The organism is Acinetobacter sp. AC1-2 (assembly GCF_016124155.1).
Taxonomy (GTDB): domain Bacteria; phylum Pseudomonadota; class Gammaproteobacteria; order Pseudomonadales; family Moraxellaceae; genus Acinetobacter; species Acinetobacter calcoaceticus.
The window spans coordinates 1,659,454-1,671,855 of the sequence record NZ_JABFFO010000001.1; the positions used below are offsets into that span (position 1 = coordinate 1,659,454).

A 12,402-nucleotide genomic window follows, 5' to 3' on the forward strand; every position below is an offset into this window, starting at 1 on the left:
TTACTCGTTATTTCATCGTAGCGCTGTAAAAGCTATCAATAGCATCAACCATTTGAGATAAACCCGGTTGCTCTAATGGGTAATGCCCTGCATTTTCCAGTATTACGGTTTTTACAGGTACCTTCTGAATACGGCTAAGAAATGGTGTACTTAAGTCAAGTGGAGTCCAACGGTCTTTTTCCGGTTGAGTTAACAAGACTGGGCACACATCAAACTCTTCAGGCGTCACTTCAGGTTTGTAATGTATATATGAGTCTAAAAATGTGAGTGAAACCGAGTTACCAGCCGAAGTTTTATCTTTCATGAAGGCCTTTAAAGCCTCTTTATTATTCACCAAAGTACTCATTTTACTTGCCCAGCTCATTGGAATCCGCATTGAGGCCAGAGGTGTTTTTGCAGTCAAATGCGCAATTGGTGTCCCTACTCGACTCATAAATAAGTTACTTGCTACAGTGTCTGTGACCTTCTGGCTACTTGTGTCAAGAAAGGTCATTCCTACAATTGCTTTCACTTTTTTATTCTTTGCCGCAACGTGATATGTCAGCATTCCACCCGCGCTTAAGCCATAAAGCACAACCGGACGACTATCTTTTGCTAATTCAATATCAATTAAATCACTACCAGCCTGCACCCAATCGTTATAGCTAATAACCTTGCCTTTGCTAACTTGAGTTACACCATAGCCCGGCATATCGACTGCTATTGTTTCATATCCCCGATCAGCCAATGGTTTACCTAAAATCATCGACATTTGTCGGCCATTCGTACCTACACCATGAAATAAAATCACTTTAATTTTTGCATTTGGATTTCGATAAGTATCCAAATGGATGTTATTACCATTCCAAGCCCACCATTCTTCTTTTGGTAACTGGTCTTTAGGAATATGAAATTCGTGAGGAAGAAATTGTTCAATTTGTTGCCAAGCAGCTTGATTTTGATAACCCATTGCCGAATCTCCTGATTTTATTTCTTTAGCGGCAGATGCACTTGTAACACAGACTACGAGGCCTATTACACTCAGTTTACTTATTAAATACCGCATAACGCCTGCGGGCTTTGTTGGTTGAACAGCATTCATTTTTGTTGTACTCGTTCTTATCCCAAGAATAGATATTAGGCGTTTAAATTTTAATTAACCATGTTAGGTTAAAGTAGATGTTTTAGTATTTAGGTCAATTGATAAATTCAGGGTCTGAGTGCCGAAAACTTAAAACTCCGACGGATTAGAATTCCCCCATTGCCCAAAGCATGCTAATATCCAAATTCTGACAATCACCAATGTCAAAATTATTTTCAGAGGGAACAAGATGTTAAAAACTCAAAAAATCAACATCGTACAAGAATTTGATGCACCCGTAGACAAGGTCTTTGCAGTCTTGAGTGAACATGAAAACCTAAGCAAACTTTTCGCTCCTGCTAAAGTGACTCGCATTAGTAACGGAAAAGACGCTCGTAATGGTGTGGGTTCTGCTCGTAAAATGTCTATGCCATTTACACCTTCTTTTGTAGAAACAAATTTAGTCTACAAAGAAAATGAACTGATCGAATATGCAATCACAAGCGGTATTAGCCCAATTAAAGGTCACCGTGGTGTAATGAAGTTTATTGATTTGGGAAATAACCGTACTCGTTTGGATTACACCATTAGCTTTAAAGGACGAGTGCCTTTTCTTGGCCCGATCATTAAAGCTGCTCTACAAAATGGCGTAAGTCGTGGACTTAAAAAACTTAAGTTTTAATCACTAACTTAAAAGGTAAAAGGCCCGATCTAGGGCTTTTTATTTGTCCACAAAAACAAAAGCCGACTCGTTAAAGTCAGCTTAATACCACAGTGTGAGAAAATTGCTTAAATCGTTATTGTTCGTGGCAATCTTCTATCTATTTTCTTTTTCTAACATTAATTTACACCTTGGTTATGACGGTTTGATTAAAAATAAATCAGAAATACCAAATAAAATGCAAATTAATTCACTCTTAATTAAATAAATGTAAATCAATTAACATTTATTAAAAGTGATGTATATCAACCACATCTTTAGAAATTTTCTAAAGTTTAGTATGCTGAAAATAACTTACTAATTAATAGAAAATAAGCAATACAATGGAACATCAGAGTTTGTTAAAGGAATTAAATTCGCTTATTGAATATTATTCCAAAAGAACAGATTGTCCACCTACCAGAATTCGTATAGGTTACAGAGCCTATGCCAAACTCATGCAGAATCCAAAATTTGCTGATGAAGTGACAAACTCTGCTTTAGATCCAAACAAGCGTAAATATAAAAAGATGAAAATCAAAGTCACGAAAGATGACGATCAACTAGAGCTCGAATAAATAAAAAGCCCAATTACGGGCTTTTACTTTTAGAAAGTGTGTGGATTTCTCTCTAAGACAGCACTATTAAAAAATAATTTAGTAACTTGTCTCGCTCATCTACATTGTTTTTACTTAAAAGCTGAACGATTGCCCCATCAATCACAAACAAGAACATGTGGGCGTCTTTCATTGAAGCCGTAGTTTTGACGGTTAAAAGCAGTTTATAAATTTCGTTGATTAGCCAAGTTCTATATTCAATCACCACGCTATAGGCTTTTGGGTAGAGCTTTTCAATTTCAAAAATTGCTTTAAAGGGCAAATGATAAAAACCATTTAAGTCGGCATGTAAAAGGTAAATCTGCTTGAGTTTATCAAGCACCATTTGCTCTTTGTATGAATTAAGAATGGAAAATACTTTTACTTTGAGCGCATCTTTTTGAAAAGTCAGACACATCTCGATCAGTCGTTCTTTTGAATGAAAGTCGTTATAGAAAGTAGCTTTGGGAATTTTGGCTTCCGCAATAATTCGGTCAACACCGACCTTATGAAAGCCATCTTGATTAAATAAATCTTTTGCTGCGTGAAGCACGCGCAGTGCTCTAAATGAAGATTCTAAATTTTTCATGTATACCGCTTAAAATAATTTTTTGTTGTATCTAAAAGAGATAGAAATGCCGTCACTCTTAAATTGAGTGCTAAACACAGGCATGCAAAAGCAGCACAAAACTGTGCCCTAAGCTATCTCAGGTTTTATTGTTGCTATGATTTTTTAGTCGTAACGATCTAAGGTCGTAGAAAACCTAGAGTCGATTAAACCGTTTAATAGACTGTTTAATTGGTATGGGCGGAGATATTTTGGCAAAGGCCAATAAATGAGAAGAATTAGTACGCATAGCGGACTCCTTTGGCTATAAAGAAGTTTCACCGCATTACTGCTAAATAATGGTGGCGAAACGAAAGAGGGTTAGCAGACTGGAGCCAAAGAATCCAGCACACCCGAAGGTGTCCCCCTCCCGTTCCGCCGCAGAGGGGGCACGCAAGGATTTCCACAAAAAAGTTACTACTTTTTCGTGTACTTTGGCTGATGGTCTGCTAAAACCAACTGGCAATGTGGCCAGCACGCAAAGGATAGTATTCGCTCTTGTTGGCGTCAAGCGTATGAAATGACAATCGTATTAAAGTAGAGCGGTTGGGGAATTTAAATTGATATGGAAATATAAAAAGCCATTACACTGTGGTTAATGTAATGGCTTCTAAGATCTATGGATATTAAAAAGGGAGTTTCCAATAGTTTTTAAATACATTCAGAGATTTTAATGAGTTAACTTTCTAGTTTGTATTAAAAGCTAAAAACAAACCTAATCCTATAAAAATTGACCCACCCATTAGAGACATGACTTTTTGAGTTTTTTCAGATTTTTTAAATCTTTTTAAAATATAGTTTGCTAGAAAAACACATACTATATCCGCAGAAACAAAAGCTAAATTCACAAAAAAACCTAATATTATGAATTGCAGCCATACGGAAAATCCAGAAGTAACATTTATAAATTGAGGTAAAAAAGAAATATAAAATATTGCAGTTTTAGGGTTAAAAACCTCAACTAAAATACTTTGCTTGAAGGATACTTCAGCAGTATGTAGATCAATTTCCAAATTCCCTTGCAGCTTTGATCTTATTAACTTAATTCCAAGCCAAATTAGGTATGCAGCACCTAATAATTTAATTACATCATAGAGCATAGGCGTTGTTTTAAAAATGGCAGTCAATCCAATTGAGGCTGCAACTATATGAAAACATCCACCAATAAAGATTCCTAATGAAGCCATTAGTCCAGCTCTTTTCCCTTTTGAAAGAGTCTGAGCTGCGGTATAAAGCATAGCCGGTCCAGGCATATAGGCGAAAATTAATGTAGTTATAACAAAAGTTATAAGTAATTCAATTGAAACCATTATTCATCCTTAATGAAGTTCATTTAAGAGTAATCTCTAACTCCGAATAGAGAGCTGCCTATACGAATATAATTAGCCCCTATCGGTATAGCCTTTTTATAGTCATTACTCATTCCCATACTTAAATTTTCTATTTCATATAAAGATTTTAATTCCTTCATTTTTATGAAATAAGGTTCTACTTCCTCTGTATTAGGAGGAATACACATAAAACCTTCTAGTTTAATATTTTTACTACTAATGGCTTTTTTAAATAAATCATCCAGATCACTTAAATTAATACCACTTTTCTGTAATTCATTTCCTATATTAATTTGAATAAAAATCCTCACTATTTTTTGCATTTCTACTGCATAGTTTATAATTTTATTAAGAGTATTAACACTATCTACAGATTCTATCACATCGAAAAAATTAACTATTTTCTTAATTTTTTTTGACTGAATACTACCTATGAAATGTAACTCTATATCAGTGTATTTATCTTTCAGCAAAGACCATTTTTCATAAGCCTCCTCCACTCTACTTTCACCGAAAATGCGGTGTCCATGTTCCAATAGAGGTAAAATTTTTTCTAAAGGTTGAAATTTAGAAACTGCAACCAATTGTGTAGAAGAGTTTAACTGCTGAATATCATTAATAATTTCATTAAAATTATCTAATATTATTGAGTTCATTTTACAACTTTCACCTCTTCAGGAAATACTTCAATTTTCATAATTGAGGTAACATCTAACCCAGTAATTTCTTTTACTTTTTCTTTACCTTTATTTTGAACTTTTTCAATTGCACATATGACTTTTTCAATAGTGCTTCCTGCAGTTTTTAATGCCTCAGCAAGAGCAATCACAGCCCCACCAGTACTTAAAGTATCATCAATAATAACTACCCTATCCCCCTTATCTATACCATTTAAATACATTTTTCCTTCAAAATATTCAGATTTAATATCCACTACATTATTATTAAGTTCTGTTAGGCTATAAGGGTACCATCGTGCCATTGCAAGAGGTTTTCCAGTTAATAAAGAGATAGTTGTTGCTAAGGGAGCTCCCTTATCTTCTTCTGTAACAATTTTATCAAAATCGCAATCTAAATGTTCTAAAATTGCATAAGCAACTTCGATTAAAACTTTTGGTCTTAACGCTGGTAGTTGATCAGTAAATTCATTAACCGTTGTAAGTGTTTTTCCTGAGTTTACTACACGTGCATTTCTATAAATTTCTTCTAATAACATTTTTATCTCCTTAATTATTTTTTATCTTGATATTCAGGATATACACCATCCCACCGACTTTTATACTTCCACGCATTATCAAAGAATAATGTAACTATCGTTTTATTATTTATATTATCCATCAAAGATTCACAAACTAATAAATTTGCGCCACAAGTCGGACCTATACCAACTTGATCACTTTCTATAAAGCTTTTCATTCTATTCCAAGCTTCATGACCATTAACTGTCGTAATTGTATCAATAACATCGAGACTAGTATTTGCTGATAATACACCAGCCCCTAACCCCATTAAGTTATGCGGAGAATGCTTAAAATTTAACCCATTTTTCATTGCATATATTGGAGCAGACTTATCAACTTCTATACCGATAGTTTTTATATTAGGAAAGTTCTCTTTTAATCTTTCTGCAATACCAGAAAAAGTTCCTCCTGTTCCAATTGAACAAACGAAATAATCTGGAGTAATTTTTAACTCCTTTAATTGATGAGTTATTTCATCACCACATTTATGCCATGCATTTTTATTTAATAAACTTGAAGCTTGATCAAGAAAATATGCATTTCTATTTAATTCCACGTATTTTCGTGCAGCTTCAACACTCCCATTTAAAAATTTTTCTTTGTCTGTAAATATAATGTGTGCGCCGAAATTATTGATTTGATCAATCCGTTCTTGTGTCATTCCCTCAGGCATACATATAACAACTTTATAGCCCTTTTCTCGTCCAATCCATGCTAATGCAGCCCCGCCATTGCCCGTAGAACAATCGACTAAAGTCATCCCTGGTTTTATGAGTTCTTCCTTTTCCAATGTCTCAATAATATGAAGAAATGTTCTATCTTTATGGCTACCCGTAGGATTACTCAATTCAAATTTCGAAAAGATTTGATTCCCATTCTTAGATAACGAAGTCAACTGTTTAAGCTCAGTGTTTCCAATTTTGTTTAAATTCATTTTTAGCTCTTTTTAACATTTGTTAAATTCTACTGATTGTTTTTTAAGGTTTTATAAACAATTTCCTATAAAAATAGCCAATTGTTTCAAAACTGATCAAATACTAGATAAAAAATACAGACCTGTCTATATATTTTTATAAAATATAAAGATACAAGGCATAAAAATAACTTTATATTTAAAAATATTTATTAAAACAAACACTTAAATCATATAAAGTTTTATTTAGCTAGACTTAAAAGTGTCTAAAACTTTTTCACTAATCCATCAACTTTTTACGGCGATACAACCCACAATTTCCAGAAAATAGTGCTGCCAATAAACAAGTAATGATGGCATAAGTCGCAACATTCATTCCAAATAGCTCAACAGCTAAAATAATGGAGGTCAACGACGCTTTACTCGCTCCTGAAAAAAGACTCACCAAACCTAAGCCTGCAAGCAATGAAATTGGCAAGTTTAAAACAGCCCCTAAAGCATTACCTAATGTCGCACCCACATAAAACAATGGCGTAATTTCACCACCTTTAAAGCCTGAACCTAAAGTGATAGCAGTAAAAATAGTCTTGTTAAAAAAGTCGTAAAACTCAATCGGTACATAAAAAGATGCAATGATTTTATCTGTACCCAAACCATTGTATTGCTGATGCGCAGTGAACAAAGTAAGTAGCATAATCACAATACCGCCCACCATCGTTCTTAATGGCAAATAGCGAATGTATTTGTAAAAGATGTCACTGGCAAAATGAATTGCGGCAATAAAGAAACGTGCAATCAAACCAAAGATTAGCCCTGCCACAATTAGGTTCATGAGCGTGCCGAAATGAATAGGCGGAAACTCACTAATCACATAAAAAATGTGTGGGTGAACGATATCGAATAGTTCAGGAATGGTCGATGCAACAAGAGCAGACACAAAACATGGAAAAATGGCTGAATATCTTAAATTACCTAAAGCAGTAATTTCCAAGCCATAAATTGCACCAGCCAGAGGCAAGCCAAATACCCCTGCAAAGCCAGCTCCAATACTGGCGATTAAACAAATTTTTCGGTTATCTTCCGAGACTTTTAATATATGGCTCAGGTGATCAATTAATGCACCTGAAAGCTGAACGGCTGGTGCTTCACGCCCTGCCGAACCACCAAACAACTGCGTTAAAATTGAGGTGATAAAAATGATGGGGCTCATTCGTTTTGGAATGAACGATTTAGGCTGGTGAATTTCATCAATCAGTAAATGAGTTCCCCGTTCAATGGGTGATCCATATTTTTTAATGAGATAACCAATACCAAACCCAACAAAAGGCAAGAAATAGATCAACCAGTGATGCAGACTTCTGACTTTATTTGAAATATCAAAAGCCACAAAAATTAAAGTCGAAGCCAGCCCCGCGACGACTCCAATCACAATTGATATGGCGAGCCAATAGACACTGTATTTTAGAATTTGATCATATTCAGATGAAGGTAGAATTTTCATTCGCGTTCTTCAATTAGCCTTTAAAATGGATGATAAATTCTCAATTTTTTTATGCAGCCAGCTCATTAAGTGAGAAATGCTTGAACTGGTCTAAAAATTAAAGCTCGCATAAGGCGAGCTTTCAATACAGTGATTAATTTTGATATCACCAAACTGGGCGAAATATCTCATAACCCTTTCTGGCTTTCAAGTTGAAAATGGTTAACGAGTACTGTGAAAATAGCTAACTGAGTTAATAAATAAGCATTCGATTTGACCCGATCAAACAAGAAACACAATCAGGCCAAATCACATGTTCAAATCTTAATTAATACTACCAATAATGGTTTCTGCATGGCAGGTCGCGCCCTTCTCTGCCTCTATCTGAATAACGCCACTGCGATGTGCAAGTACCTGAACTTCCATTTTCATGGCTTCCATAATGGCAACCACTTGCCCTTCTGTCACTTGCTCTCCATTTTCGACTTTCCAAGCGCTAATCACCCCATTAATTGGGGCAAGTAAATGCTCAGCACTTACTTCTGGCTCATTAGTTTGTGCTTGAACTGCCGTTGCTGGACCTTGTGCAAACATGCCCGCTGGTAAACCTAAACGGTGTAACTTGCCATCAATTTCAATGTAGCTAAGTAACATTGGTTGTTGATGGTTTGGAATGCCACGTTTGGTTGGCTTCAACTCTTGTTTAAAATCATTCTCGATCCAACGGGTGTGTACATTAAACTCATCTGTAAAATCAGGTTCATTGAGCACCGCACGGTGAAAGTCTAAAACCGATGCTACACCTTCAATTTTAAATTGTTTTAAAGCACGTTTAGCGCGAGCAATTGCAACTTCACGGGTTGGGCCAGTCACAATTAGTTTTGCCATGAGTGAGTCAAAGTGACTCGAAACTAATGAGCCAGTTCGAACGCCTGTGTCGACTCGCACACCGTTACCAAATGGCGCTTCAAATAAACTCAACACACCAAACGCCGGAATAAACCCGCGAGCTGGGTCTTCGGCATTAATACGAAACTCAATCGCATGGCCTTGGGCTTTAGGTGTTTCTTTAATAGAAAGCACTTGGCCCTGCGCAACACGAATTTGCTCAACTACCAAATCGACTTTTGAGGTTTCTTCGGTAACTGGGTGCTCAACTTGCAAACGGGTGTTTACTTCTAAGAATGAAAGCTTGCCGTCACGACTCAGTAAATATTCAACTGTTCCTGCACCCACATAATTCGCAGCCTGACAAATGTCTTTTGCCGAGGTTAAAATTTGTTGGTAAATCTCGTCGCTAATAAATGGTGCTGGTGCTTCTTCGACTAACTTTTGGTTACGACGTTGCAACGAGCAATCACGTGTGCCAAGTACTACAATGTTGCCGTGTTGGTCGGCAATCACTTGCGCTTCTACATGGCGCGGTTTATCTAGATATTGCTCGACAAAACATTCACCGCGACCAAAGGCAGCTTTTGCCTCTCGTACTGCCGACTCATAAAGCTCTTTAACTTCTTCGAGTTTCCATGCGACTTTTAAGCCACGGCCACCGCCACCAAATGCAGCTTTAATGGCAATCGGTAAACCAAATTGTTTGGCAAACTCTAAAGCTTCATCTGCATTGTTTAGTGGGTCTTGCGTGCCTTGAACTAACGGCGCACCGACCGAAGCGGCAATTTTACGCGCTTCGATTTTATCGCCTAGTTTTTCAATGGCACTTGGTGAAGGCCCTACCCATTTTAAACCTGCATCAATCACGGCTTGAGCAAATTCGGCACGTTCAGATAAAAAGCCATAACCCGGATGAACCATGGTCGCTTTTGACTTTTTTGCAACTTCGATAATGGCAGGAATATTTAAATAGGTTTCGCTTGCAGTCGCACCAGCCAAGCCCCATGCTTCATCTGCAAGTTCGACATGCATGCTGCCAATATCATCATCTGCATATAACGCGACCGATGCAATTCCCATGTCACGGCAAGCATGAATAATACGAACGGCAATTTCACCACGGTTAGCAATCAATAATTTTTCTGTATTCATCATTCATTCTCAAAATCTGTAAATTCGGCAATTTTTTTAAATTTGATATGGCAACCTGCTGGTATCTGCGCCACCAAATCCCAATGGTGTTTAGCAACAGCGCCAATGACTGGATATCCGCCAGTTAAAGGGTGATCATTCATAAACAAAACCGGCTGACCACTCGGTGGAATCTGCAAAGCACCAATGCATGTGCCTTCACTTTCCAACTCGTAGGTAATTTTGCGAGTTAAAGGCTGCTCACCTGAAAGTCTTAACCCAACGCGGTTGCTTTCATTGGTCACAAGCCATTCTTGCTGACACAGCAGTTCAATACTGTCTTGTTCAAACCAGTCTGTACGCGGTCCCATCACAATATCTAGCTCAACCACATCACCAGCTTTTGGCAAATCGAACTTGCCCACTTCATTTACGCTAATGTTGGCTGCCTTCACCTGCCCTTGATAAATCGTATCTCCGAGCTTTAAAGGCTCTGGCCCTAATACTGCCAAGCTGTCAAACGAAGCACTATTGAGTACAGGTTCAACGTCTATGCCACCACGAATAGCCAAATAATTTCGAAGCCCTGCTGTCGGTGGCTGAATTTGAAATTCATCGCCTTCATCCAGATCAATCGGTTGATAGCTTTCAAAGTCTACGGTTTGACCATCAGCAAATTTCACACGAATGTTTGAAATAGCACCTGCAACCGCAATAACGCCAGCATGCTGCATTTTGGCTTTTAAGCCACCATTTAAAACTTCAATGACGGGTGTATCGGTTGGGTTACCCACAATACGGTTAGCACTATGCATGGCAGATAAGTCTATTGCACCAGCCACACCAACACCAATATTGGTCTGGTTTAAGCGCCCTTCGTCTTGAATGAGCATCTGTAAACTTGGCGCAGTAATGGTAAACAGTGGCAGAGATTGTTTCGGCTCAACCTTACGTGTGATTTGCTGCGGTACAACCACAGTAGTTGGACGATGCGTGACATCTTCAAAATGAACAGTCATGCCCGGTAAAAGTAGTGCTGGATTTTTGCGCTCTAAATCCCACATTTTTTCCGATGTTGTACCAATAAGCTGCCAGCCACCCGGACTGTCTTTTGGGTAAATACCAGAATATTTTCCAGCCAAGCCCAAAGAACCTGACGGTATTTTTTTGCGCGGAACCGTTAAACGTGGAATATCGGTAAAAGGCCGATCGGGACTGCTCATATAAGCAAAGCCCGGCGCAAAACCAATAAAAGCCACATTCCACACGCTTTCGTGATGTTTTCTAATCACATCAGCCACAGACAGCCCTTGTAACTCGGCAACCTGAGCAAGGTCTTCGCCATCGTAACGAATCGGCACAATCACCTCTTGGCTGCTACGCTCAAATCCAGAATCAACTTTAAGGCTCTGAATTGAAGCAACCAGCGTTTTAAAGTTGGTTTCAATCTCGTTGAAAAAAACCAAAATTGTTTTTGCAGCAGGGACTAAGTCTTTAATTCCATTCAATTGCGTATTTTGCAATTTATTGTACAACGCCAAAGTTTCTTCTAAGCTCGCAAGCTCAATCAGGAAACAATCGGCGTTTACCGATAAAAAACGCATTTGCTTATCCTTTTAATTCTTCTTTAGTCCAATCAGCCAATCCAAGCACGGTCAGGAATGTCAGTAATAAACATGTAGCCCGGTGCATGACTAATGGCAAAAGGAATTTTCGAGTTCATGACTGCCGCTTGCGGTGTTACGCCACAAGCCCAAAACACTGGAATTTCACCCGCTTCTATGCGAGAGGCATCACCAAAGTCAGGTTTGTTTACGTCCAAAATTCCTAAGCTTTCAGGGTGCCCAATATGTACAGGTGCACCATGTACACTTGGCATACGCGCGGTAATTTTTACAGCTTCACTAATTTGATGAGATGGGATTGGTCGCATGGAAACCACCATGTTTCCTGAAATACGCCCTGCTGGCTGGCACTGAATATTGCTTAAATACATTGGTACATTGGTATCGTCATGAATATGGCGAACTTCAATACCCGCTTCTTGCAAAGCCGTTTCAAATGAAAAACTACAACCAATTAAGAAAGTCACCAAATCAGGATGGGCATTATAAATCTCGCTCGCATCAGTCACTTCATCAACCATTTCACCATCTTTCCAAACGCGATAACGCGGAAAGTCGGTGCGGATGTCTGAATCTGCCGCAAGCTGAGTTGCATAGATGCCTTCTTCGAGCACATCAAGTACTGGACAGCTTTGTGGGTTGCGATGTGCGTAAAGAAGGAAATCGTAAGCCCACTCTTTTGGCACCGAAATCATGTTGACCTGCGTCATGCCCGCAGCCATGCCTGCTGTCGGTTTATCAAAACCAGCACGAATTTTTAAACGCGCATCTAATGCGGCTTCAAGCTGAGCTGGGTCGACTTTAATATCCTTATACATTGTGCTCAT

At 38.0% G+C, this 12,402-nt stretch carries 12 protein-coding genes; 2 read left to right on the forward strand and 10 right to left on the reverse strand.

Translation table 11 applies throughout. The features are described from left to right. Positions 1-7 precede the first annotated feature (7 nt). The gene (locus tag HL290_RS07680; protein ID WP_198496088.1) at positions 8-1,081 is read right to left on the reverse strand and encodes an alpha/beta hydrolase; all 1,074 of its coding nucleotides are present in this window, start codon (positions 1,079-1,081) and stop codon (positions 8-10) included. A gap of 229 nt (positions 1,082-1,310) precedes the next feature. Here HL290_RS07680 and HL290_RS07685 point away from each other — a divergent pair, with 229 nt between their 5' ends. After that, the gene (locus tag HL290_RS07685) at positions 1,311-1,742 is read left to right on the forward strand and encodes an SRPBCC family protein (protein WP_004642298.1); all 432 of its coding nucleotides are present in this window, start codon (positions 1,311-1,313) and stop codon (positions 1,740-1,742) included. 362 nt (positions 1,743-2,104) lie between these two features. Further along, the gene (locus tag HL290_RS07690) at positions 2,105-2,338 is read left to right on the forward strand and encodes a hypothetical protein (protein WP_003651015.1); all 234 of its coding nucleotides are present in this window, start codon (positions 2,105-2,107) and stop codon (positions 2,336-2,338) included. 52 nt (positions 2,339-2,390) lie between these two features. On the opposite strand, the gene HL290_RS07695 is transcribed toward HL290_RS07690, so the two are convergent. From HL290_RS07695 to HL290_RS07735, 9 genes are all read right to left on the reverse strand, one after another. After that, on the reverse strand, positions 2,391-2,945 hold the full coding sequence (locus HL290_RS07695) for a TetR/AcrR family transcriptional regulator (RefSeq protein WP_045435669.1): 555 nt from the start codon (positions 2,943-2,945) through the stop codon (positions 2,391-2,393). A 704-nt stretch (positions 2,946-3,649) separates the two neighbouring features. Then, positions 3,650-4,273, reverse strand: coding sequence for a LysE family translocator (locus HL290_RS07700; RefSeq protein WP_198496089.1), 624 nt, complete (start codon positions 4,271-4,273; stop codon positions 3,650-3,652). A gap of 23 nt (positions 4,274-4,296) precedes the next feature. Beyond that, positions 4,297-4,950, reverse strand: a complete 654-nt coding sequence (locus tag HL290_RS07705; RefSeq protein WP_198496090.1) for a YggS family pyridoxal phosphate-dependent enzyme — start codon at positions 4,948-4,950, stop codon at positions 4,297-4,299. Then, positions 4,947-5,510 (reverse strand): phosphoribosyltransferase family protein, encoded by a 564-nt coding sequence (locus tag HL290_RS07710; protein ID WP_046813614.1) that lies wholly within the window; start codon positions 5,508-5,510, stop codon positions 4,947-4,949. The genes HL290_RS07705 and HL290_RS07710 overlap by 4 nt, the downstream gene beginning before the upstream one ends. A 14-nt stretch (positions 5,511-5,524) precedes the next feature. After that, positions 5,525-6,469, reverse strand: a complete 945-nt coding sequence (locus tag HL290_RS07715; protein WP_198496091.1) for a cysteine synthase family protein — start codon at positions 6,467-6,469, stop codon at positions 5,525-5,527. Between the two features lie 259 nt (positions 6,470-6,728). Continuing rightward, the gene (locus tag HL290_RS07720) at positions 6,729-7,949 is read right to left on the reverse strand and encodes a chloride channel protein (RefSeq protein WP_198496092.1); all 1,221 of its coding nucleotides are present in this window, start codon (positions 7,947-7,949) and stop codon (positions 6,729-6,731) included. Positions 7,950-8,252: 303 nt separating this feature from the next. Further along, on the reverse strand, positions 8,253-9,971 hold the full coding sequence (locus tag HL290_RS07725) for an acetyl/propionyl/methylcrotonyl-CoA carboxylase subunit alpha (RefSeq protein WP_198496405.1): 1,719 nt from the start codon (positions 9,969-9,971) through the stop codon (positions 8,253-8,255). Beyond that, positions 9,971-11,554 (reverse strand): urea amidolyase family protein, encoded by a 1,584-nt coding sequence (locus tag HL290_RS07730; protein WP_198496093.1) that lies wholly within the window; start codon positions 11,552-11,554, stop codon positions 9,971-9,973. The genes HL290_RS07725 and HL290_RS07730 overlap by 1 nt, the downstream gene beginning before the upstream one ends. A gap of 32 nt (positions 11,555-11,586) precedes the next feature. After that, entirely contained in the window at positions 11,587-12,402 is an 816-nt protein-coding gene (locus tag HL290_RS07735) for a putative hydro-lyase (RefSeq protein ID WP_198496094.1), read from the reverse strand.

Coding starts and splice junctions, on each gene's coding strand:
- HL290_RS07720 (WP_198496092.1), bottom strand. CDS start 7,949: ATGAAAATTCTACCTTCATCTGAATATGATCAAATTCTAAAATACAGT.
- HL290_RS07695 (WP_045435669.1), bottom strand. CDS start 2,945: ATGAAAAATTTAGAATCTTCATTTAGAGCACTGCGCGTGCTTCACGCA.
- HL290_RS07735 (WP_198496094.1), bottom strand. CDS start 12,402: ATGAGCACAATGTATAAGGATATTAAAGTCGACCCAGCTCAGCTTGAA.
- HL290_RS07700 (WP_198496089.1), bottom strand. CDS start 4,273: ATGGTTTCAATTGAATTACTTATAACTTTTGTTATAACTACATTAATT.
- HL290_RS07685 (WP_004642298.1), top strand. CDS start 1,311: ATGTTAAAAACTCAAAAAATCAACATCGTACAAGAATTTGATGCACCC.
- HL290_RS07705 (WP_198496090.1), bottom strand. CDS start 4,950: ATGAACTCAATAATATTAGATAATTTTAATGAAATTATTAATGATATT.
- HL290_RS07715 (WP_198496091.1), bottom strand. CDS start 6,469: ATGAATTTAAACAAAATTGGAAACACTGAGCTTAAACAGTTGACTTCG.
- HL290_RS07710 (WP_046813614.1), bottom strand. CDS start 5,510: ATGTTATTAGAAGAAATTTATAGAAATGCACGTGTAGTAAACTCAGGA.
- HL290_RS07730 (WP_198496093.1), bottom strand. CDS start 11,554: ATGCGTTTTTTATCGGTAAACGCCGATTGTTTCCTGATTGAGCTTGCG.
- HL290_RS07690 (WP_003651015.1), top strand. CDS start 2,105: ATGGAACATCAGAGTTTGTTAAAGGAATTAAATTCGCTTATTGAATAT.
- HL290_RS07680 (WP_198496088.1), bottom strand. CDS start 1,081: ATGAATGCTGTTCAACCAACAAAGCCCGCAGGCGTTATGCGGTATTTA.
- HL290_RS07725 (WP_198496405.1), bottom strand. CDS start 9,971: ATGAATACAGAAAAATTATTGATTGCTAACCGTGGTGAAATTGCCGTT.